The sequence below is a fragment of the Chitinophaga varians genome (genome assembly GCF_012641275.1).
In the GTDB taxonomy this organism is placed as follows: Bacteria; Bacteroidota; Bacteroidia; order Chitinophagales; family Chitinophagaceae; genus Chitinophaga; species Chitinophaga varians_A.
This window is the reverse complement of record NZ_JABAIA010000002.1, coordinates 570,014-591,291: the sequence shown is the minus strand read 5'-3', so window position 1 is coordinate 591,291 and position 21,278 is coordinate 570,014. Positions and strand designations below refer to the sequence as shown.

The following is a 21,278-nucleotide window of genomic DNA, read 5'->3' as shown; positions in this document are numbered from 1 at the left end:
GCACAAGTTATTATTTATAGACAAAACACGAAATAAATCGAATTATTCGACATTACGGCGCGTAAAAACACGGATTATTCCCAAAAATCATAATAATTGAACCACTGTTCCGGGTAACGGCGGATCTTTTCTTCCAGCAGGGCGGTAAAATCGGCCACAGCTGTTTCCACGCCCTGCTGACGGCGCCCATGGTAGGAACGGGGCTCGGTGGCGTAAAAATGATAATGGGTGGCCGTTTCCTTGAAGGCAAACACCACGCATACGGGTACCCGGAAGGTGGCGGCCAGCAGGAAAGGGCCCATAGGAAAACGGGCGTCATGGCCCAGCAGCGGGGCGGTCACGGTTTTATTGCCCGGCAAAAAACGGTCGGCATGCATACACACCAGCTCCTGGTTGCTCAGGGCTTCGTTAATGGCATAGATATGCGACAAATCATCCCTGATCACGATGATATTCACATTTCTGTCGCCGGTCACGGAAGAAAGATATTCCTTGATACGCTGGTGCTCCCCATCGAACATGACAATATTGATACGGGTCTGCAACCGTTTAAACAGGTGCCCGGCCACTTCCCAGTTGCCCAGGTGGGCGCTCAGCAGAATTCCGCCGCGCCCTCCGGCCACCATCCCGCGCAGATGATGTTCCCCGTCAAAATCGAACGAAAACTTGTTGGCCATATCAGCCATGACCACGATCTTATCGATCAGCGTCTGGCCAAATATATAATAGTTACGATACAGGCTGCGTAAGGACTTCCACGTGCCGTAACCTATTTTGGTATGAAAGTATTGATAGATGGGTTTGGAAGAGCTCCAGGAAAATAAAAAATAATAAAAAGCGACAAATCTCAACAGAAAATAAGCAGGGTAAACACCTCCATATCGTAATATGAAAATAAAAATACTGTAACCCAGCTTATTTCCTTTCGACTTTCCCTGCCAGGAAGGCATTATACCAGTTCTTTTTGTTGAACACGAGCCGTTACATAATCGTAGAAATCCTGGAAGGTAACGATAGACTGGAAGTCTTCCGGTTTAACTTTAAAACCGAAATTATCTTCTATCACCACCACCATGTCAATATAATCCAGGCTGTCCAGGTCCAGCGTGGATTTGAGGTTCGCTTCAGGTTTAATGTCAGTGGGGTTCGCTTCAAACTCCTCCACCAGAAACTTGTTCGTAACAGTTATTATTTCCTTGATATCCATAAAATGTGCGAATCAGATATAGGTCGTTTTAAAATAATTTATAGCGGTTAATCTTACCCAATCCTGATTTTATCCTCCAAAGTTAAAAAACATTTACATTCCCTCCCATTTTCTGACAATGAGAGACGAATTGGTCCCTCCAAAGCCGAAAGAGTTGGACAAAAATATATTAAATTTTTTATCAATTGTCTTTGTGGCAATATTCAGTTTAGCGGCATCTCCGTCCGGATTTTCCAGATTGATATTGGGGGCGATAAAATCGTTTTGCATCATGAGCATGGAATAAACGATTTCGCTGGCGCCTGCCATCCAGCATTCGTGGCCGGTCATGGACTTGGTAGAGCTGACGAACGGATTGGAGGCGCCAAACACTTCGTAGATAGCGCTTGCCTCGCTGGCATCGCCGGCGGGCGTAGAAGTAGCGTGCGCGTTGATATATTCGATGTCCGCTGCTTTGAGGCCGGCATCCTGCAAAGCGATTTGCAGGGAACGTACCGGTCCGTCCACAGTGGGATTAGAGATGTGGCTGCCATTGGAAGAGAATCCGTAGCCCAGTACTTCACCGAGGATGGTAGCGCCTCTGCGTTGGGCGGATTCCAGGCTTTCGAGGATCACGGTGGCTGCGCCGCCGCTGGGCACCAGGCCGTCGCGGTCGCGGTCAAACGGCCGGGAAGCCCGGGCCGGGTCATTTTCGCGGACAGAGAACGCGGCGATGGCATCGAAATTACCCATGGCATATACGTTCACTTCCTGTGCGCCGCCACAGATCACAGCGTCCTGCATGCCGTTGCGGATAAACATATACCCGAGGCCGATAGCATGCGAACCGCTGGCACAAGCCGCGCTCACGGTGAAATTGACGCCCCGCAGTTTGAAAATAGTGGCCAGGTTCATGTTTACGGTGGAGTTCATAGTCTGGAACACAGAGCCGGAGCCTACCAGCATGGTGTCCTTTTTCTCCCGCATGATGTCTGTAGCCTCTACCACCGGTTTGGCCGAGCTGTCGTTGCCGTACAACAGGCCTACCGGGGTTTTGTCAATATAGTCCTGGTCCATTCCCGCCTGGGCAAGTGCCTCACGGGTGGCCATATACGCGAATTCTGCCTGTTCGGGCATCATCAGCCTTGACCGGCGGTCCAGCAGCCCTTTCAGTTCGGGGCGCACGATATGGCCGGTCAGGCCGGAACGGTAGCCAAAGGCTTTACGTTCCTGGTCCAGTACAATACCGGATTTGCCCTTATACAATGAATCCCTTACCTCCTGCATATCTTTACCGATGCAGGAGTAGATTCCCATTCCAGTGATCACTACTCGGTTCATGTACAAACTGCTTTTAAGTATGGAGACCTCCGTTGATATTCAACACTTCTCCCGTGATATAGCCGGCTGCTTTGGATGCGAGGAACGCCACGGCTTCGGCCACTTCTTCGGGCGTACCGAAGCGGTTCATGGGCACCTGCGCCGCCAGTTCTTTTTCATTCAGTTCTGCGGTCATATCTGTTTTGATGAAACCCGGAGCGATGGCATTCACGGTAACACCCCTCTTGGCCACTTCCTGCGCCAGTGCTTTGGTGGCGCCGATCACACCTGCCTTGGCGGCGGAGTAGTTGGTCTGCCCGGGAAGCCCTTTAATGCCGGATAATGAAACCATGTTGATGATACGGCCATAACGCTTCAGCAGCATCGCATTCAGCACCTGTTTGGTCACATGGTAGAAACCATTCAGGCTGATATTCAGGACATTGCTCCATTGTGCTTCGTTCATCCAGAACATCAGGGAATCTTCCCGGACGCCGGCATTGTTCACGAGCACTTCAATGGTATGCTGATCTTTATTTTGTTCCATCCATGCGCCCAGTACGTTCTGTACTTCGGCGGCCTCACCTACGTTGAACTGCAACAGCTCCCCGCTGCTGCCTTTTGCCTTTACCGCTTCCAGGGTTTCCTGTGCAGCGGCTTCATTGCCTTTATAATTGATCAGGACATGGTATCCCAATTCAGCCATTTTAATACATACTGCCCTGCCAATACCGCGAGAGCCTCCTGTAACTAAGGCACACTTCATGAATTTACGAATTACGGATTACGAATTACGGGCTTGCCGTATTTATGTTGCCTGTGCCGGCAGGAAATCAGAACATTTTTACCGGCTCATTACATAACAGGTACTCCTTGATCTTGCCCAGGTCTTTGTACATCGGGCTGTCCTCAATAAATTTAGGATAAATTGCCCTCACTTCCTGGTACACTTTACGGGAGAAACCAGCCAGCCTGTCCTGGCATTGCAGGTAATCTACCGCCTGCATGATGGTCAGCGTGTGAATGGCCAGCACCTCAAATGTGTTGGCGATCACTTTATTGGCCATCAGTGCGGAGTTACAGCCCATGCTCACGATGTCCTGGTTATCGTTGTTATTCGGTATGCTGTGTACGTACATCGGGAAAGACAGCGTCTGGTTTTCCGCTACGGTAGAAGTGGCGGTAAACTGTGCGCCCTGCATGCCGAAGTTGAAGCCCAGTTTGCCGAGGTTCATAAACGGCGGGAACTTGTGGTTCAGCTTTTCGTTCAGCAGGTAATTGAGCTGCCGTTCTGCCAGCATCGACAAGCGGGTGGTGGCGATCTTCAGCTTGTCCATCTCCAGTGAGATATAATCGCCGTGGAAATTGCCGCCGTGAAACACGTTTTCCAGTTCGTGGTCCACTACCGGGTTGTCGCTCACGGAATTGAGCTCCTGTATCACTACTTTCTCTGCCTGTATGAGGGTGTCATATACGGGGCCCAGGATCTGGGGCACGCAACGCAGGGAATAGTATTCCTGTACTTTATCTTTGAATATCTCTTCTTCCAGTTCTTTGTAGAGGTGGTCCGGACGATGACGTACCATGCGGCTGCCCTGGAGGACTTCACGCATTTTAGCCGCCACGGTGTTCTGGCCTACGTGCATTTTCACGGCGTTCAGCTCTGCTGACAGGTGGTCGTCGAATGCTTCCACGATTTCGTTGATCATGGCGGAGAGGGTCACGGCCCATCCCAGCAGCTGCCGGGCCTGTATCAGGTTAACGAGGCCTGCGCCTGTCATTGCGGACGTACCGTTGATGATGGCCAGTCCTTCGCGCACGTGAATACCGATGGGCTTTAATCCCAGACGGGCAAACACTTCCGCTGTAGGTTGCATTTTATCTTCATACCATACTTCCCCTTCACCGATCAGTACCAGCGCCAGATGGGCCAGCTGTACGAGGTCGCCGCTGGCGCCCACGCCGCCGTGTTCAAACACACAGGGGTATACGTTTTTGTTGATCAGGTTTTTCAGCAGGATGGCCACTTCCGGATGGATACCGGAATGCGCCTGCATAAAGCTGCTCAAACGCGCTATCATCAGGGCTTTGGTGATCACCGGGGAAAGCGGTTTGCCCGCGCCGGTGCTGTGGCTGCGGATCAGGTTATATTGCAGCTGAAAGGTATCACTGTCGCTGATACGGTACTGGGCCATAGGTCCAAAACCGGTGTTGATACCATAGATCAGCTTTTTGGCAGAAAATTTCTGCAGAAACAAAAAGCTGGCTTCCACCTGCTGTAATGCCGCTGCTTCCAGGCTCAGCTCTTCGCCGGCGTAAAGCACTCTGTACACCTCATCGAGGGTCAGCGACTTACTTCCTAATACAACCATTTTATATTATATTATTTATTTATTTATGTGAAAAAGTGCTCAAAAATAGTACAAAGATGGATTTAATCAAATAAATCCACCCGGACATTCACGAATTACGGGTAAGTACGCATGCGGCAAATACTTGCTTTGGGGGATGGTTGGTTTTACTCTTCGTCGGTTTGCACAGGCGGTGTCACCAGTACCTTGTCTATACGGTGAGCGTCCATGTCCACAATTTCAAATTCAAACCCGCGCCACAGGAATTTTTCCCCTGTTTTGGGAATATGTTCCAGGTGATGCAGGATAAATCCGGCTAATGTGTCAAAGTCCTGCTCAAATTCGGTCATCCATTCTTCCTTATCAAATTCGGCCAGGAAATCGTAAAAAGGTATCTGCGCGTCTACCAGCCAGGAGCCGTCGTCGCGACGCACCATTTCATAATCGTCCACCTCTTCTGTTTCCGGCATATCACCCACGATGGCTTCGAGAATATCGTTGAGCGTGATCATACCCAGAAACGTGCCATATTCATCCACGATAAAAGCGGCATGGACATGTGTTTCCTTAAACTTTTCCAGTACCTGGTAGGCGGTATTGTTTTCCGGCACAAACAGCGGCTTGCGGATAATCTGTGCCAGCGGCATGGACTTGCCCGTTACCGCGTACAGGTCTTTGATGGACACAATGCCTTTGATGCTGTCTATCTGCCCTTCGCATACGGGGTATACGTTGTGCAGGCTCTCATGGATCTTTTGCTGGTAGGCGGCCGGTGTTTCATTGATATCAAGCCAGGTGATGTCGTTACGGTAAGTCATCAGCGACGTGATGTTGCGGTCGCCCAGGTGAAATACCCTTTCAATGATTTCCTGCTCTGTTTCTTCGATAGCCCCGGAAGTAGTGCCTTCGCTGATGATCGCTTTGATTTCTTCTTCTGTCACCTGCGCCCCTTCGGGATGCAGGTTAAATATTTTTACCAGCACATTGGTGGTGGAAGTTAACAACCAGATAAAAGGAAAGGTAAGCCAGGAAACGACATACATAGGGCTGGCCATTCTTTTGGCGATGCCTTCGGGACGGGCGGCACCCAGTCTTTTCGGCACCAGTTCTCCCAGTACCAGTAAAAAATAAGTGATGACGATAACGACGATAACGGTGGAAAGGACGCTGCTGTAGGCAGCTACCGCAGGATACTGGTTAAGCCAGACTATGACCTGCTCTCTGATGGTACCGCCGGAATACATACCGATGAGGATACCAATGAGTGTAAGACCGATTTGAACGGTAGAAAGAAATGTGTCCGGATTGTTGGCCAGCTTCAGTGCGGCCTTTGCTTTTTCATCCCCTTTATTGGCTTGTTGTTCCAACCGGCTCTTGCGGGCCGAGACCAACGCCGTCTCCGACATTGCGAAAATGCCGTTAACTAAAATAAGGATGAGGATAATGACGACGACTTCCATGATTTAAAGTCTAAAACTAAAAAATTATTCAAATATCAACGTAAGAAATGCAAGCACCAGCCCCGTTGCGATGGCCAGCACTTTTTTACTGCTTAATTCGTGATGTTTGGTACCACTTTCATAAAAAATGGTCGTGGAAATGTGCAGGAATGCACCTATCACCAACGCCACCACGTATAATAAATAATGCGATACAATATCGAAGCGGTTGCCCATCCACCAGGCGAGTATGGCCGCCACCGGCGTTACCACGGCAAAAGCCATCAGGATCTGCCAGAGCTGCGCTTTGGTTTTATGGGCATGGATCATCACCGTGATCAGTGTCAGCGCTTCCGGCACCTTATGCGCGGCCACGCCCATCATGAGCGAAGGCAAAGCTGACTGGTCTTCATATTTGAAGCCCAGCGGGATACCTTCCATGAATGCGTGAATGGACAAACCCAACAGCAGCGGCGTGACAGCGATGTGGTGATGGTTTTCACCCGGTAAGTGGGTATGGCCATGTTCCATGCCGTGTGACAGCTGCTGCAGAAATACCTGCAGGAAAAAACCCAGCACAATGTAAATACCTGCGCTATGGCCCAGTTCATGGTACACTTCCGGCAGCAGGTGCATGATCGTCACCCCAAACAGGAAAGCGCCGGTGAATGCCAGCAGGTAAATGGTAAAATTAGCATTGATACGCCTGATCGTCATCGGGATAACCCCACCGGCGAGCGTAGCCAACAGTATAAGTATCAGATATGTCCAGTTCATGATGTTTGTTCAGGCTCCAGTCTTATGCGGCGCTGGAAAAAACTGCCGCTCAGCAGCCCGATAAGGCCGCCCAGCACTGCACCACCCAGCACATCCAGCGGATAGTGCACTCCCACGTATACCTGCGCATAGCCGATAACAGCCGCCCACAGGAAAAATAACAGGGCATACCGGCCCAAAGCTGATTTTAAAGTTAAGAAACAAAACGTCGCCAACGCAAAATGGTTCGCAGCGTGGTTGGAGGTGAAACTGCCGCTCATAGGGCAATACACGACCAATACCCGCGCATAGTGCGACACAATAGGATCGCGGCAGGGCCTGAGGCGGCCAAACGCCTCTTTAATGTACAGACTGCTCTGGTCTGCCAGCGCAAATACCAGCAGAAAAAAGACAATCCAGAAAAAGCCCCTCCAGCCGTAGTTAATGGTGACGAACAATGCCAGGAACAGGTACAGCGGCGCCCATACATATGGCTCCCGCACAAAAGGCAGGACCACATCCAGTACAGCATTATGCCATTGCGCATTAATATGTAAAAATAAGCGCAGGTCCTGTTTCAGGATACTTTCAAGCATGGCTAAGGTTTTTGAGCAATGAGGACCATACGTGGCGAACGCTGTTCGTCATAGCTGTTAAAATGATAGTCCCCGAATATTTCACTGATCACAAGGCCCTGTTTGGCGAACATACGTTCAAAATCCGCGCGGGAGAAAGCGTTCACGCTCTCCGCGAAAGTGGCCCTTCTCATGAGGTTTTTATCGAGAATATTGATTTTTTTGAGGAATTTATGATTTTTCACCTCCCGTTGGATATCAAACACCACGTTCTCTTTTTCCTTCACTTCATCGTACACCAGGTGTTGTTCCACATAGGGGCTGTTGAGATAGTCGAGCACCAGTTTGCCGCCGGGCCTGAGCGCGTTGGCCAGTGTACGCAGCGCGTTGTCGTTGTCGCGCTGTGATTCAAAATAGCCGAAGCTGGTAAAGAAATTAAACACCACATCAAAGTAGTTGATGCGGAAAGGCAGGCGCATATCATGCTGGAAAAAGCTCAGGTGTTCATTTTCCAGTTTTTTGGCGATGTTGATGCTTTCTATGGAGAGATCGATACCGGTTACGTCATATCCCTTGTCTGCCAGGTATTTGGCATGACGTCCTTTTCCACAGGCCACGTCCAGCATTGACGCGTGCGCAGGTGGTTGCAGGTATGCCAGCAGTTTATCGATAAATGCAGCAGCCTCCTGCTCGTCACGGTTGTTGTAGAGCAGATGGTAGTAAGGGGAATTAAACCAATCTTTAAACCAGCTTTTGTCTATATCTATATCCATAATCATGCAATCAATGCCAGCGGGCATATATTACTTTTTGTTATTAAACATCAAATATCGCGTGCTTTCGTAGAAGCCCCGTGTTAAATTATCCAGATTTTTTGCTGTGTCCGGCTGTTGCGCCTGTATGTTCTTCAGCGGATCGCCTTTCAGGTCGTACAAAGCCGTGGCATGGGTGGCCATATTGATTTCGTACAGGTACTGGTCCCCTATTACGCTGTAGTAGGGCTGCTGATTGCGCAGGTAGGTGATGAAGGCGTACTTGTTGTTTGCCCGGGTGCTGTCGAACAGGTTGGTGCCCAGCGTATAGTTTTTATACGGCAGGCCCACCAGGCTGGCCATGGTAGGGTATACGTCCAGCAGGCTGCCGGGCGTGCTGACTACCTGGGGCGCCACATGGGCAGGACTGTACATGAACGCTGTTACATGCACGCCGCCGGTGCTCAGTTCATATTCCGGCATTGGCATAAAGGAATATGGATTGAGGATACAGTTATGGTCACCAAAGAACATGAAGACGGTATTGTTTAGGTAACCGTCTTTCCGGGCCACATCGATGAGGTGGCCTACGTTATAATCTTCATACCGCAGGGCATTGAACTGATCGAGTGACACGAAGCCGGATTTTTTGAATTTCTCCATATCGATATCTTTCTCCGTCAGTTTTTTAAAATCCCCTGCCCCGCTGGTAGTGGTGTATGGCGGGTGGTTGTCTGCCAGCTGCAGGAAGGCCACGAACGGTTTTTTCTGGTCGTTGCTGGCTTTGAAGATCTCACTGGCCTCTGTGATCAGGTCATAGTCGGAGATGCCCCATACATCGGCTTTGGCGGACTTGTACATGCCTTCTTCATGGATGCTGATGCCTTCCACGTTGTTGGTGAACACTGCGCGGATATTGGCCCAGTTGGTATTACCGCCGAGGAGGTACAGTTTTTCGTAGCCTTTGAACTGGTCCATGATAATACGCTGGTCCAGCATTTTAGGATGGCGGCTGGCTGTTTTCACGGCGGTGATGTCCGGCAGGCCGGTGGTGACGCCGAAAACGGTTTTAGCCGTGCTGATGGCCGGCACATAGAAATTTTTAAAGAGGATGCCGCTATCGGCCAGCCGTTTCATATTGGGCGTGGCCTGCATGGGGTTGCCGTACATGCTTGTAGGCGCGGCGCCGGTAGATTCCAGCATCACCAGCACTACGTTGAGCCTGGGTTTGGTGGAGTCGCCGGGAACGGTGCGGACATATTCCAGTTTCTCCGCATCGGCCTTGTCTACTTTGAGGTAGTTGGCGATGTACGGATAATATTTTTTGGTAGCGTTGATATCGTAGGTATCTCCCTCTACGGAGAAATTGGAGGCGAAATACAGGATGGGATTGAGCCCCAGGCTGGTGATGCCGTTGTCGCGGGTGAACATGGCCTGGCTCCAGCGCAGCGGGAAATAGGCGAAATTACCATAGATGCCGGCGGCTATGAGCAAGGTAAGCGCCGTTACGTAACCGGTGAAAGGCCAGTTGCGCAGGTATACCGGCGGTTGCGCCGCAAAACGGTTCCAGGTGCGCCGTTGCAGGCGGAAAACGAGGAACAGGAAAACGAAGATCCCCAGGGAGCCACGCAATACGGGGTAGCTCTGCCATACCATCCGGGCATTGTCGGCCCGCTCTCCTTTGGCGAGGAAGCGCATAATGGAAGGGTCCAGCCGCATGCCGAGGTAATCGTAATGTCCCAGATCGAGGATATATAATAAGGTAAGGACGGTAATAACGATGAAGAAGTAAATGGACACTGCTTTACGTATCCCTTTCGACGTAAAGAAGCCGTTACGGGCGATGATAGCCGTTAAAGCCACCGGTATTACCAGGATAAGCGCCAGCCGGAGGTCGAACCTGACGCCCAGGAACCATGCTTTGGCGACAGCACTGCTGCTGGTAATGGTGGTTTTAAAGAAAAACAGGTAAAAGATGAGCCTGAACAACACCATCAACAGAAAGAGATAGAGTGTTTGAACAAGCACATAACGAATATACCGGGGTATATTCTTCCAGAAGTATTGCATGCAACGTATAGCTGTTTTTTTAAAAGCGTAGCTGCAAATATAATGAAAACTGAACGGGGAAAATGGTCGATCTGTCGGCAAGGCTGCTCATCTTTTCATAATTAGGAAATCTGGAACGGTTTTTTTTATATTTGCCTTCCTTAAAAAATTGAATCTCGTGGCACTGATCAAATCAATATCCGGTATTCGCGGAACCATAGGCGGCAAGCCCGGTGAAGGACTCTCTCCTCTGGATGTGGTAAAATTCACCGCAGCTTACGGTACCTGGCTTTCCCGCCAGACCGACAACCGCAAAGTGGTAATAGGCCGTGATGGCCGTATTTCCGGCGAAATGGTGAAAAACCTGGTGGTATCCACGCTCAACGGCCTGGGAATCGATGTAGTTGATCTCGGCCTGTCTACTACGCCAACAGTAGAAATTGCTGTAAAAATGGAAAATGCCGCCGGTGGTATCATCCTTACCGCCAGCCATAATCCGAAAGAATGGAACGCCCTGAAACTGCTGAACGCGGAAGGCGAATTCATTTCCGGCGAAGACGGCGCAACACTGCTCGACATTGCGGAACGTGAAGACTTCACCTTTGTGGACGTGAACAAACTGGGTTCCTACACACAGGACGATTCTTACCTGCAGAAACATGTAGACCTCGTAGTAAACTATCCTCTGGTGGATGTGGCTGCTATCAGGGAGCGTAATTTCAAAATAGTGGTAGACGCCGTTAACTCTACCGGCGCCCTGTTCGTACCGCCATTGCTGAAGGCTCTGGGCGTAAACGAAGTGGAAGTGCTGTTCCCGGAAGTGACCGGCAAATTCGCCCACAATCCGGAACCGCTGGCAGAAAACCTGACCGCGCTGTCCAACGAAGTGAATAAATCCAACGCTGACCTGGGCATCGCTGTAGACCCGGACGTAGACCGCCTCTGCTTCGTTTGTGAAGACGGCAGCATGTTCGGTGAAGAATATACACTGGTGGCCGTGGCTGACTATGTGCTCAGCAAACGTCCAGGCAATACCGTTTCCAACATGTCCTCCACACAGGCGTTAAAAGATGTGACGCTGAAAAACGGCGGACAGTACACTCCTTCTGCCGTAGGCGAAGTGAACGTGGTAAGGAAAATGAAAGAAACCAACGCTGTCATCGGCGGTGAAGGCAACGGCGGCATTATTGTGCCGGACCTGCACTATGGCCGCGATGCGCTCATCGGTATCGGTCTTTTCCTCACCCATCTGGCCAACAACAAAAAAAGCATCAAAGCGCTGCGCAACAGCTACCCTGATTATTTCATCTCCAAAAATAAAATCGAGCTGGACAAAGGAGTAGATGTAAAAACCATCTTCGAAAAAATCAAAGGCAAATACAAAAATCAACCGTTAAACACGGAAGATGGCCTGAAAATCGAGTTCGATAAAGACTGGGTACACCTGCGCACCTCCAATACAGAACCGATTATCCGTATCTATGCGGAGAGCCAGAATGAGACCACGGCTGATAACATCGCCAAAAGGATCATGCAGGACATCAAAGAATTTATGTAGAATTTTTGATATAGATTATAAAAAGAAGACCGAAGCGGATAGTCCGGCTTCGGTCTTTTTTTATTTCCTACAAATAGCGGTTAGATCAGCTCTTTCAGTTTAGCGATCACCTTATCTATTTCTGTTCTTGTATTGTTTTTGGAGAAAGAGAAACGCACGGCGATCTGGTTAGGATTGCTGTTGATGGCGCGTATCACGTGAGAACCTGCGTTGGCGCCGGATGTACAGGCACTGCCGCCGGAAGCGCAGATACCGTTGATGTCCAGATTGAACAGGATCATTTCGCTTTTCTCTGATTTTGGGAAAGACACGTTCAACACGGTGTAAAGGCTGCGGCCTTTCAGATCGCCGTTGAAGGTGACGCCCGGAATATTTTTTTCCAGCTCCGCCGCCATGTACTGGCGCAGGTCGTTGATATAAGCACTGTGTTCAGCATGGTGCTCAGTGGCCAGTTCCAGCGCTTTCGCGAAACCGATGATGCCATAGAGGTTCTCCGTGCCGGCGCGCATGTTGCGTTCCTGGCTGCCGCCCTGGATGAACGGGCTGATTTTCACGTTCTCATTGATGTACAGGATACCTACGCCTTTAGGGCCATGGAATTTGTGCCCTGCAGCGGTAATGAAATGTACCGGTGTATTGCGCAGGTCAAACGGATAGTGCCCAACGGTTTGAACGGTATCGGAATGGAAGATGGCATCAAATTCTTTGCAGAGCGTGCCTACAGCGTGCAGATCGAGCAGGTTGCCGATTTCGTTGTTGGCGTGCATCAGCGTTACCAGGCACTTGCCACCGGCCTGCTGCAGCAGTTCGCGGAGATGGTCCATGTCGATATGGCCGGATGGCAATATTTTGACAAAAGACAACCCGATACCGCGATGGTGATGCAGGTACTCTACCGTATGCAAGGTGGCGTGGTGCTCTATCGGGGAAGAGATGATGTGTTTACATCCCAGATCGTTGATGGCAGCATTAATAGCGGTGTTGCTGCTTTCCGTTCCGCCCGACGTAAAAAAGATTTCTCCCGGATGCGCGTTCAGGATCTTAGCCACTGATTTGCGTGCATTTTCTATGCCCAGCCTGGTTTCTCTTCCGTAGGAATAGATAGACGAAGGGTTTCCGAACTTTTCCGTCATATAGGGCAGCATGGCATCTAATACCACCGGGTCCAGAGAGGTGGTTGCTGCATTATCAAAATAAATTCTTTCCAATGTTGGTGGTTTTTGATTAAGGCTTTTTGTAATGGTGCCATCAAAGTTCCGAAAAATTTGAATATTTTGATAGGCTGATATACAACTGTTTACTGTTTATATCTTCCTATTGCTGTGTTGACCTATTGAATAAGTCGGATATCATCTACATAATAAATTAGTTATCAACATTAATCACCATTAAATATATTATTATATAAATAATATATAATAAGATTATACTGGTGAAATGTTCAAATTTCACCAGTAAATATCCTAATATCAAAATAACCGAATATCAAAATGATCAAGAGTTCCTGTTGATCAGGTCATAAAACCGGTCGCGGTAACCATCACTGATAGGGATGGACTGGTTGGCGATCATCACCGTGTTTTTTTCTACCGAATTGATTTTATTGAGCGACACGAGGTAAGAACGGTGCACGCGGATAAACTTATCGGCGGGCAGGCGGGTTTCGAATGACTTCAGGCTGCGCAGCGTGAGCACAGGCAGATTGGGAGTATAGATTTTCGTATAGTCTTTGAGTGCTTCAATGAAAAGAATGTCTTCAAGATTGATCTTGATGATTTTGTATTCTGTTTTGATAAAGATATAGTCACTGACAAAAGTGGCCATATCGAGCGGGGCGGCCTTCTGCTGATTGGCCGTAAACGCTTCATTGGCTTTGGCGGCGGCTTTCAGGAACCGTTCAAATGGTACTGGCTTCAGGAGATAATCTACCACATCGAGGTTAAAGCCATCCAGCGCATACTCACCGTATGCGGTGGTAAAAATGACCATGGGCGGATATTTGAGGGACTTAAGGAACTGTATGCCGGTAATATCCGGCATTTTGATATCCAGAAAAACCAGGTCCACCGGTTCTTCCTGAATAAAGCGCAGGGCATTGGCAGCGTTTTCAAACTTGCCGGCCAGCTGAAGGAAGGGCACTTTGCGGATGTAGTCTTCCAGGATTTCCAGGGCCAGGGGCTCGTCATCCACAGCGATACACTTTATCATTTTTTCAATACTATTTTAAGATCAACAATAAACTGGTTTTCTGTTTCCGTGATAGTGATGTCATGGTCTCCGGCATAGAGCATGTCCAGTCTTTTCCGTACGTTTTGTAATCCGATACCGCCTCTTTCGGATACCCGCTCTTTAAAGAGGCTGTTTCTGACAATTATTCTGATCATATTTTCTGCAATAGTGATATCGATGTTGATAAAGGATTCTTCCGCATAGCTGATGCCGTGCTTAAAGGCATTCTCCACAAAGGGCACCAGCAGCATCGGTTCTATCAGGAAACCGGACGCACTGCCTTTTAATTCATATTGGATGTCAATGTCCTGCGGCAACCGCAACCGCTGTATATCTATGTAATCCTGTAGGTATTTCAGTTCGTGTTCCAGTTGTACTTTGTCTTCATTGGACTCATAAATCATATACCGCATGATGGTCGACAACTTCAGGATGGCATGTTCCGTTTGGCCGGATTGTTTGTGTGCCAGTGAATAAATTGTATTCAGGCAATTAAAAAGAAAATGCGGGTTGATTTGCGACTTCAGAAATTTCAGTTCTGCATTCAGTTTTTCCACTTTCAACGCTTCCCGTTGTTTTTCACTTTCAAACCACTCTACGGCAATTTTGATGAACCCGCTCATAAACAACATCAACAGGGCGAAAAAGCCGGAGCGGCGAAGCACTTCCGGGAACAACAGGTAATCCCAGAAAGAGACTTTGCCTTCCACTATCCGGAACCAGCGTGGCGGCGGCAGCGGCAGCGTAGACATCGCCGGCCTGGCCATTACGGTGACATGCGGCTTTCCATTGCCCAGCGGCATTGCTAAACTGCTGGCTGTTACCTGCGCTCCCTCCCCCTCTCTTATCTCGTACCGATGGTTAAACGGAGGAAAGGCCTTCGTTGTTACATCGTTCACCAATCTTGCCTTATCCAGGCGCATGGCCATCATCGCCGGACGGCCCAGGTAATTCCGGAAAAAATAAAAATCCAGCGCTGCCTGCTGCATGGTGATAAACACCACCAGTACGATCACGGTACAGAGATATTTTACAATCTTCTGCCGGTTGAAATACCGGGGTATCAGCACATAAATATTCAGGTAAAAAACAGCGATCAGAAAGAGGTTGTCAATCAGCTCCTTGATGAAAAAGGTTTTATGCAGAATCTGAATGCGGTAAATGAAAAAGGGAAAGAATAAAAAACACACCCATGCCAGGATGTGCAGGGATACGACGACCGGACGATTCTTTAATATACGTTTGAAATGGAGCATCATTGTAATTGATGCGATAAACATACAACCGTATCCGGTATAGCTTGTGTTAAAGTTTGTTAATCCTGGTATAAGGGATTGTTAAAATTAAATTAGTATTAAAACGAAGTTAAAAAGTGTACCAATAGGGAATCCCACCCGGTTCTAACTGCTTAAAACCAGGCGGGACTACAACCCTGAACAGACAACATTCTATTATTGCAAGCCAGCTACCTGCATCTTTGATAATTCCGTTAAAGTCATGGTAGGCCGTTGATGCGCCATCAGCTTCTCCACTACCGCCTGCCCCACTTTTGCCGCATCTTCTTTGGACCGGAAGGGCCTGTTCCCCGCAATGCCGGGGATCACATCCTGGTAGATATAGGAATGGTGGTCTGCCATTACTTTATATCCCCAGCCACCACCTGTTTCAAAAGGCACCACCGTCAGCTGTATCATATCCTCCTGCTGTGAGGAATCCCGATAATACCGGTATCCTGCTAACAGCAGCAATAACAACACGGGGACCAGCCAGGATAATTTTCGTTTAGTCATATTGGTTATATGCGGCTGTAGGATCAAATTCAAACATATTATCAAATGGCTGGCTGGAACTGGTGCCCAGCACCACAAAGCCCCTGTCTTTCACCGTAAAGCCGGTGGCCCCGTTGCGAGCAGCGCCTTCGAAATCTGTTTTCTGCACCCACAGGTCAGTGCCCGGGTTATATTCCCATACGGCGCTGGACAGGCCGGTTTTGGTACCCGACACGATGTATCCCAGGCCACGCATAGCGAAAGACGCGGCGCCGCTGCCTTTGAAATTATAATTGTCATCGAAGCTCTGGTCTGTCACGTTATCGATAGAGCGTAACGTGGACCATGTTTCGGTAGCACCGTCGAATGCATAAAAATCGCTGACATAGCTGCCATTGGCCGTGCCCATGCACACATAGGCCTTATTATTGATCACAAAGGCATTGCCATCCTGTCTTTTGCCGCTGGTAAGGCTTTGCACCTGTGTCCATGCATTGGCCCCGGGATCATAGCGCCAGTTGTCTTTCAGCCAGTTGCCGTCATATCCGGTAGCAATGTATCCTTTATCATTCAGTGCAAATGCGACTGCGCCATACCGCGCACTGCCACCAAAGTCAGCCTTACGGCTCCAGGTGTTGGCAACGGGATCATACTGATAAAAGTCATTGAGCTTGTTGAGGCCGTCATACCCCGTTCCGATGTATCCTTTGCCGGCCATAGACATACCTACGGCACCGCTGCGGCCCACGCCCGGGAATGCCGCTTTCTGTGTCCACTGGTTCAGGTCAACATCAAACACCCAGAAATCCTGTAACCTGTTGGTGCCATCATAACCGGTACCTACATAAGCCTTGTTATCTATCACAAAGGAAGCGGCAGCACTTCTGGCCACCCCTTCAAACTCAGAACGTCTGATCCAGTTGCCTACTTTCGTAGTCGTGGAGGAGTCCTTGGAACAGGCCACCAGGGAAGCGACCAATAATAAACTGTAACCTTTTAAATAACGCATTCGCATGTTCGTTTTACTGTAGCCAAAATTATCCGTGAGAGCATTCCGGCAAACAGGAAATAGACATTCTCCTCTTTTTAGCTGACGGATACCGCTTTTTCATCTGCCAGCAGTAATCTTTTGCGTTTAGCCGTGATACGGGCGCTTTTGACGGCACAAAGAACAGATCAATGGATTCATCGATGAATAATGCCCATTGGCATATTACAGCAACGGCAAGTATCGATCCTGTCTAAAATTGCGCACCATGAACAACGATTTTTTTTCACGCAGAGAAATAAAAGGGAAGCAAAGGTTTTTTGTTTCACGCAAAGGCGCAAGGCAGCTACGCAGCATAAGATATATGCTGTTATTGGTATTGCTGGCCGGGATAGCCGCCTGTCAGAAAGCAGGTTTCTCCTATGATAATGTGGTGGACAACCAGCAAACCGATTATATCCTTACCGACACGCTGTCAGTGGCCATGAAGACCATCCTGTATGACTCCGTGCCTACCTCCGGTTCCGGCCTTTTGCTGATAGGCACTAAGTCAGACCCTTACCTGGGGTCCGTTACCGCCGGTTCTTACTTTCAGGTGATACAACCTACAGGATATGACATACCCGCCAACGGCTCCGCTTTCGATTCCCTGCGGCTCATCCTGCGCCCTTCCGGTTATATTGCCGGCGATTCCCTTCAGCCGCAAAGCCTGCAGGTATACCGGGTAACGCAGACCATCCAGTTCGCCAAAACCTTCTATAGCCTATATAACAACAGCAGCTTCGCCACAGAAAACACACCGCTGGGAACATTCTCCGGTATTATCCGGCCCAAGACGGACAAGAGCGTGAGCATTCCCTTGTCCGATGCGCTGGGCAGCCAGTTATTCACCATGCTGCGCGACAAAAGCCCGGAAGTCAGCGCCGGGCCCAACTTCCTGGATTTTTTCCGTGGCCTGAAAATAGTGCCCGGCCCCGGCAGCGCCGCCCTGATGACTTTCCTGGCACAGGACACCTCGCTGACTATGCGCCTGTATTATCACATCAACGAGATCGTCACGACGGTGAAGTATGTTGATTTTAAGATGAATGCCAGCGAGCTGCAGTTCAACCAGGTCACGGCCAACCGCAGCGGTACGCCTTTGGAAAAATTACAGGTGCCGGTCAGGGAGCTCCCTTCTTCCGCCACCGGCAATATGTCTTTCACGCAATCACTGACCGGCATAGGGACCCGCATCGATCTCCCTTATCTCAAAAACATGCAACAGCTGGGGCAGTTTTTTAAAATCATGAAAGTGATACTCACCGTCTATCCCGCCGCCGGCACCTTCAACGGTAGCAGCCAGATACCCGCCAGGGTGGCCCTGTGCCAGGTGGACAAGACCAACACCGTGACCGACACCCTTTCCTATGGCAGCCTCACGGTAGACAACCAGTATAATGAGAACACCTACTATTCCTACGATATCACCAACTACTGCAATACACAGCTCACCGCCGACGACAACGGCGCACGCGGGCTGTTTCTCACCACGCCGGGGGGCGCCGGCAGAAACAGTTTCGACAGACTGGTGATCAACGACCAGCAGGCTCCCAGGAAAAAAATCAAGGTACAGGTCTATTACCTGCTGTATAAATAACGGACATGACTATGCGCAAAAAAATATATACCTGTGTGACCGCGCTGCTGCTTCTCGCCGGCGCAGCAAAAGCACAACACGGCCTCAATTCCATTTATACCGCCTATGGCATTGGCGATCTCGAAACAAGGGATTACAGCCGCAATTTCGGCCTCGGCAGCACCGGCATAGGCCGGCGCAACAGCGGCTACCTGAACGAGCAAAATCCGGCCTCCTATAGCGCGCTGCCGACACAAAACTTTATGTTCGACGTATCACTGAAAGCGCAGTACCTCAACTATTCCGGTGACAAAGTAACACAAACAGCCAGCGACCTCAATTTCAAACGGCTGGCCCTCGGCTTCAAAGCGGCCCGCTGGTGGGGCATCGGCGCAGGCATTACACCATTCAGCACGGTAGATTATAAACTGCTCAACAATCAGTTCATTACCGGCACCGGCAATCCGGTGACAGCCACCACCACCGGCACCGGCGGATTAAACAGGGCTTATATCTCCAACGGGTTTCAGCTCAACAAACATTTCTCTGTCGGCGTGTCTACCGGCTTCCTGTTCGGCCCTATAGATATCAGTCAGACCGTAGGCTCCGACTCACTGGCCACACAGCACAACCAGTACACCTTTAAGCCCAATTTCACTGCGGGCGCGCAGTATGTGACCAAAGTGTCCAAAGACTGGCAACTGGGCCTCGGCGCCACCTACCGCTTCGAAACACACATGAAGCTGCAACAGAAACTCAACATCGTCAACCAGGACAATGTGCCTTATTATACTGAACAATTGGCCCCTGGCTCCTTCACGCTGCCGGCCGAATTTGGCGGCGGCCTCTCCCTCACTAACGGCACCATTACCTGGGTGGCAGATTACCGTCATCAGCAGTGGAATACGCTCAATGACAAAGGGCTGAACTATTACTATCAGGACGGGCAACGGTTTTCCACCGGCATAGAATACGCCATGAGCCGGCAATATTACAACCGGCCTATAGAAGGGCTGATACTTCAGGCAGGCTTCAGTTACAACAAGTCCCCGCTGGTGATCAAAAACACCACCATACACGATGTGTCCGGTACGCTGGGCGCTTCACTTCCCAGCAAAACGGGGCAGTTGCGTTACTACATAGGCCTGGAAGCCGGGCAGCGGGGCAGCACCAGCAACGGGTTGATCAAGGAAACATATGTGAATGCGGTATTTAACTTCAGCCTGCGTGATATCTGGTTCCTGAAGCGGCTGAACCAATAATCAGGCATCGGGCTGTAACAGTTCCCGGAACCAGTAGCCGGAGTCTTTAATGGTACGCTGTTGCGTTTCAAAATTGATATGTACTAATCCGAAGCGGGCGCGGTATCCTTCCGCCCATTCAAAGTTGTCAGTGAGTGTCCAGGCGAAATATCCCTCTACCGGAATGCCTTCCCTTTTGGCTTTGAGCACTCCACCGAGATATTCAGCGAAATACCGGATACGGTCTGTGTCACGAATGGCGCCGTCTTCCGCGCGTACATCGGGGAAAGCGGCGCCGCCCTCTGTGACGATCAGCTTCTTCACCTTGTCATAGGCGGAGAACTGTTTGAGCACTTCATACAGGCCGTTGCCGTTGATTTCCCATCCCAGCGCGGTGACAGGCACATTGCGGGCGCGGGGCTTCACTTCCGATATGTTGACCACCGGCATAAAAGCATTGTATTTCACCACCAGCGGGAAATAATTCTGCACCCCGATAAAATCGAAGTCAAAAGCCAGCTTGTCCCAGTCGCGCCACAGCGCATATCTTCTGCCAATGCGTTTCAACAGCGGGAAATCATCTACCGGATAACCCATGCCCAGCGAGGGTTCCAGGAACATGCGGTTAAACAGCGCATCTGCCTTGCGGGCAGCCTGCAAATCTTTTTCATTATTGGTAAACGGGATGATCTGCGAGCAGGACAGGGCCGTACCGATATTGGCGCCTGCCACCTCCTCCCTTACCACACGGCCGCCTTCCGCCTGTGCCATCACCGCGTGGTGCACTGCCGGCAGAAACCAGGACAGGCCTATCTTTCCCGGTGCATGCACGCCCAGCATATATCCCAATGCCGTGAAGCCGAATGGTTCGTTCAGGATGATCCAGTTTTTCACTTTGTTGCCAAAAGCGCGGGTACATACCCTTACATAGTTTTCAAAGGCAAACACCACCCCGCGGTGGCACCATCCTCCTTTGTTTTCCAGCGCCTGTGGCAGGTCCCAGTGGTACAGGGTCACATATGGCTCCAGTCCCAGCTCCAGGCAGGCGTCTATCACCCGGTGGTAAAAATCAATACCTGCCTGGTTAACAGCGCCGGTGCCGCCGGGAATGATCCTGGCCCATGACAGGGAGAAGCGGAACACACTGAAGCCCAGCATTTTTGCCAGCAGGATATCCTGTGTATAACGGTTATAGAAATCGCACGCCACCTGTGCATGTGTTTTATCGCGGATTTTTCCTTTGCGGCGGGAGAAGGTGTCCCAGATGGAAGGCCCTTTGCCGTCGAAGTCGTGTGCGCCTTCGTTCTGAAACGCAGAAATAGTAACGCCCCACAGAAAATCATCCCCGAAATCCTTCCGGGTGAAAGGGATGGCCGATTGTTGCATATTAGCTGAATAAAAGTGCAGTCGGGCTGCACCCGATCAGCATGCAGTTTACAATAGTTTA

19 protein-coding genes are annotated in these 21,278 nt (G+C 50.0%); 3 read left to right on the top strand and 16 right to left on the bottom strand.

Annotated elements, in window-relative coordinates:
- Positions 1–74: 74 nt before the first annotated feature.
- The 10 genes from HGH92_RS17015 to HGH92_RS16970 form a co-directional block, all read right to left on the bottom strand.
- Positions 75–851: a lipid A biosynthesis acyltransferase gene (locus HGH92_RS17015; RefSeq protein WP_247654963.1), complete on the bottom strand. Its 777-nt coding sequence runs from the start codon at positions 849–851 to the stop codon at positions 75–77.
- A gap of 98 nt (positions 852–949) precedes the next feature.
- The gene (locus tag HGH92_RS17010) at positions 950–1,207 is read right to left on the bottom strand and encodes an acyl carrier protein (RefSeq protein ID WP_078667209.1); all 258 of its coding nucleotides are present in this window, start codon (positions 1,205–1,207) and stop codon (positions 950–952) included.
- A 93-nt stretch (positions 1,208–1,300) separates the two neighbouring features.
- The gene (locus HGH92_RS17005; RefSeq protein ID WP_168871969.1) at positions 1,301–2,527 is read right to left on the bottom strand and encodes a beta-ketoacyl-[acyl-carrier-protein] synthase family protein; all 1,227 of its coding nucleotides are present in this window, start codon (positions 2,525–2,527) and stop codon (positions 1,301–1,303) included.
- Between the two features lie 13 nt (positions 2,528–2,540).
- Positions 2,541–3,272 carry a 3-oxoacyl-ACP reductase FabG gene (gene fabG / locus HGH92_RS17000; RefSeq protein WP_168871968.1) on the bottom strand — a complete coding sequence of 244 codons (732 nt, stop codon included), beginning with the start codon at positions 3,270–3,272 and terminating at the stop codon, positions 2,541–2,543.
- Between the two features lie 67 nt (positions 3,273–3,339).
- Positions 3,340–4,878, bottom strand: a complete 1,539-nt coding sequence (gene hutH / locus HGH92_RS16995; RefSeq protein ID WP_168871967.1) for a histidine ammonia-lyase — start codon at positions 4,876–4,878, stop codon at positions 3,340–3,342.
- A gap of 146 nt (positions 4,879–5,024) precedes the next feature.
- Positions 5,025–6,317: a hemolysin family protein gene (locus HGH92_RS16990; protein ID WP_168871966.1), complete on the bottom strand. Its 1,293-nt coding sequence runs from the start codon at positions 6,315–6,317 to the stop codon at positions 5,025–5,027.
- Between the two features lie 24 nt (positions 6,318–6,341).
- Positions 6,342–7,073, bottom strand: coding sequence for a ZIP family metal transporter (locus tag HGH92_RS16985; protein WP_168871965.1), 732 nt, complete (start codon positions 7,071–7,073; stop codon positions 6,342–6,344).
- On the bottom strand, positions 7,070–7,648 hold the full coding sequence (locus HGH92_RS16980) for a phosphatase PAP2 family protein (protein WP_168871964.1): 579 nt from the start codon (positions 7,646–7,648) through the stop codon (positions 7,070–7,072). The genes HGH92_RS16985 and HGH92_RS16980 overlap by 4 nt, the downstream gene beginning before the upstream one ends.
- 2 nt (positions 7,649–7,650) lie before the next feature.
- The gene (locus tag HGH92_RS16975; RefSeq protein WP_247654962.1) at positions 7,651–8,400 is read right to left on the bottom strand and encodes a class I SAM-dependent methyltransferase; all 750 of its coding nucleotides are present in this window, start codon (positions 8,398–8,400) and stop codon (positions 7,651–7,653) included.
- Positions 8,401–8,430: 30 nt separating this feature from the next.
- Positions 8,431–10,449: an LTA synthase family protein gene (locus tag HGH92_RS16970; protein ID WP_168871963.1), complete on the bottom strand. Its 2,019-nt coding sequence runs from the start codon at positions 10,447–10,449 to the stop codon at positions 8,431–8,433.
- Between the two features lie 157 nt (positions 10,450–10,606).
- Between HGH92_RS16970 and glmM the strand changes: the two genes are divergently transcribed.
- Positions 10,607–11,986: a phosphoglucosamine mutase gene (glmM, locus tag HGH92_RS16965; RefSeq protein WP_168871962.1), complete on the top strand. Its 1,380-nt coding sequence runs from the start codon at positions 10,607–10,609 to the stop codon at positions 11,984–11,986.
- An 80-nt stretch (positions 11,987–12,066) separates the two neighbouring features.
- On the opposite strand, the gene HGH92_RS16960 is transcribed toward glmM, so the two are convergent.
- The 5 genes from HGH92_RS16960 to HGH92_RS16940 all read right to left on the bottom strand — a co-directional run bounded on the left by HGH92_RS16960 (position 12,067) and on the right by HGH92_RS16940 (position 16,993).
- Positions 12,067–13,194 (bottom strand): cysteine desulfurase family protein, encoded by a 1,128-nt coding sequence (locus HGH92_RS16960; RefSeq protein WP_168871961.1) that lies wholly within the window; start codon positions 13,192–13,194, stop codon positions 12,067–12,069.
- A gap of 286 nt (positions 13,195–13,480) precedes the next feature.
- On the bottom strand, positions 13,481–14,194 hold the full coding sequence (locus HGH92_RS16955; RefSeq protein WP_168871960.1) for a LytR/AlgR family response regulator transcription factor: 714 nt from the start codon (positions 14,192–14,194) through the stop codon (positions 13,481–13,483).
- Positions 14,191–15,495, bottom strand: a complete 1,305-nt coding sequence (locus tag HGH92_RS16950; RefSeq protein ID WP_168871959.1) for a sensor histidine kinase — start codon at positions 15,493–15,495, stop codon at positions 14,191–14,193. Before HGH92_RS16950 ends, HGH92_RS16955 begins: the two co-directional genes overlap by 4 nt.
- Positions 15,496–15,666: 171 nt before the next feature.
- A complete protein-coding gene (locus tag HGH92_RS16945) occupies positions 15,667–16,005 on the bottom strand; it encodes a DUF4907 domain-containing protein (RefSeq protein WP_168871958.1) in 339 nt (112 codons plus the stop codon).
- Positions 15,998–16,993: a Kelch repeat-containing protein gene (locus HGH92_RS16940; protein WP_211092662.1), complete on the bottom strand. Its 996-nt coding sequence runs from the start codon at positions 16,991–16,993 to the stop codon at positions 15,998–16,000. The genes HGH92_RS16945 and HGH92_RS16940 overlap by 8 nt, the downstream gene beginning before the upstream one ends.
- A gap of 247 nt (positions 16,994–17,240) precedes the next feature.
- On the opposite strand from HGH92_RS16940, the gene HGH92_RS16935 reads away from it, so the two are divergent.
- Both HGH92_RS16935 and HGH92_RS16930 read left to right on the top strand, forming a co-directional pair.
- On the top strand, positions 17,241–18,611 hold the full coding sequence (locus tag HGH92_RS16935; RefSeq protein WP_168871956.1) for a DUF4270 family protein: 1,371 nt from the start codon (positions 17,241–17,243) through the stop codon (positions 18,609–18,611).
- An 11-nt stretch (positions 18,612–18,622) separates the two neighbouring features.
- A complete protein-coding gene (locus HGH92_RS16930; protein WP_168871955.1) occupies positions 18,623–19,852 on the top strand; it encodes a hypothetical protein in 1,230 nt (409 codons plus the stop codon).
- On the opposite strand, the gene HGH92_RS16925 is transcribed toward HGH92_RS16930, so the two are convergent.
- Positions 19,853–21,217: a GH1 family beta-glucosidase gene (locus tag HGH92_RS16925; protein ID WP_168871954.1), complete on the bottom strand. Its 1,365-nt coding sequence runs from the start codon at positions 21,215–21,217 to the stop codon at positions 19,853–19,855.
- Positions 21,218–21,278: the final 61 nt, after the last annotated feature.

What these genes read in the sequence shown, in the direction of transcription:
- HGH92_RS16950 (WP_168871959.1), bottom strand. Translation starts at nt 15,495, where the DNA reads ATGTTTATCGCATCAATTACAATGATGCTCCATTTCAAACGTATATTA.
- HGH92_RS17005 (WP_168871969.1), bottom strand. Translation starts at nt 2,527, where the DNA reads ATGAACCGAGTAGTGATCACTGGAATGGGAATCTACTCCTGCATCGGT.
- HGH92_RS16990 (WP_168871966.1), bottom strand. Translation starts at nt 6,317, where the DNA reads ATGGAAGTCGTCGTCATTATCCTCATCCTTATTTTAGTTAACGGCATT.
- HGH92_RS16935 (WP_168871956.1), top strand. Translation starts at nt 17,241, where the DNA reads ATGAACAACGATTTTTTTTCACGCAGAGAAATAAAAGGGAAGCAAAGG.
- HGH92_RS16955 (WP_168871960.1), bottom strand. Translation starts at nt 14,194, where the DNA reads ATGATAAAGTGTATCGCTGTGGATGACGAGCCCCTGGCCCTGGAAATC.
- hutH (WP_168871967.1), bottom strand. Translation starts at nt 4,878, where the DNA reads ATGGTTGTATTAGGAAGTAAGTCGCTGACCCTCGATGAGGTGTACAGA.
- HGH92_RS16980 (WP_168871964.1), bottom strand. Translation starts at nt 7,648, where the DNA reads ATGCTTGAAAGTATCCTGAAACAGGACCTGCGCTTATTTTTACATATT.
- HGH92_RS16940 (WP_211092662.1), bottom strand. Translation starts at nt 16,993, where the DNA reads ATGCGTTATTTAAAAGGTTACAGTTTATTATTGGTCGCTTCCCTGGTG.
- HGH92_RS16970 (WP_168871963.1), bottom strand. Translation starts at nt 10,449, where the DNA reads ATGCAATACTTCTGGAAGAATATACCCCGGTATATTCGTTATGTGCTT.
- HGH92_RS16985 (WP_168871965.1), bottom strand. Translation starts at nt 7,073, where the DNA reads ATGAACTGGACATATCTGATACTTATACTGTTGGCTACGCTCGCCGGT.
- fabG (WP_168871968.1), bottom strand. Translation starts at nt 3,272, where the DNA reads ATGAAGTGTGCCTTAGTTACAGGAGGCTCTCGCGGTATTGGCAGGGCA.
- HGH92_RS16930 (WP_168871955.1), top strand. Translation starts at nt 18,623, where the DNA reads ATGCGCAAAAAAATATATACCTGTGTGACCGCGCTGCTGCTTCTCGCC.
- HGH92_RS16975 (WP_247654962.1), bottom strand. Translation starts at nt 8,400, where the DNA reads ATGGATATAGATATAGACAAAAGCTGGTTTAAAGATTGGTTTAATTCC.
- HGH92_RS17010 (WP_078667209.1), bottom strand. Translation starts at nt 1,207, where the DNA reads ATGGATATCAAGGAAATAATAACTGTTACGAACAAGTTTCTGGTGGAG.
- HGH92_RS16925 (WP_168871954.1), bottom strand. Translation starts at nt 21,217, where the DNA reads ATGCAACAATCGGCCATCCCTTTCACCCGGAAGGATTTCGGGGATGAT.
- HGH92_RS16945 (WP_168871958.1), bottom strand. Translation starts at nt 16,005, where the DNA reads ATGACTAAACGAAAATTATCCTGGCTGGTCCCCGTGTTGTTATTGCTG.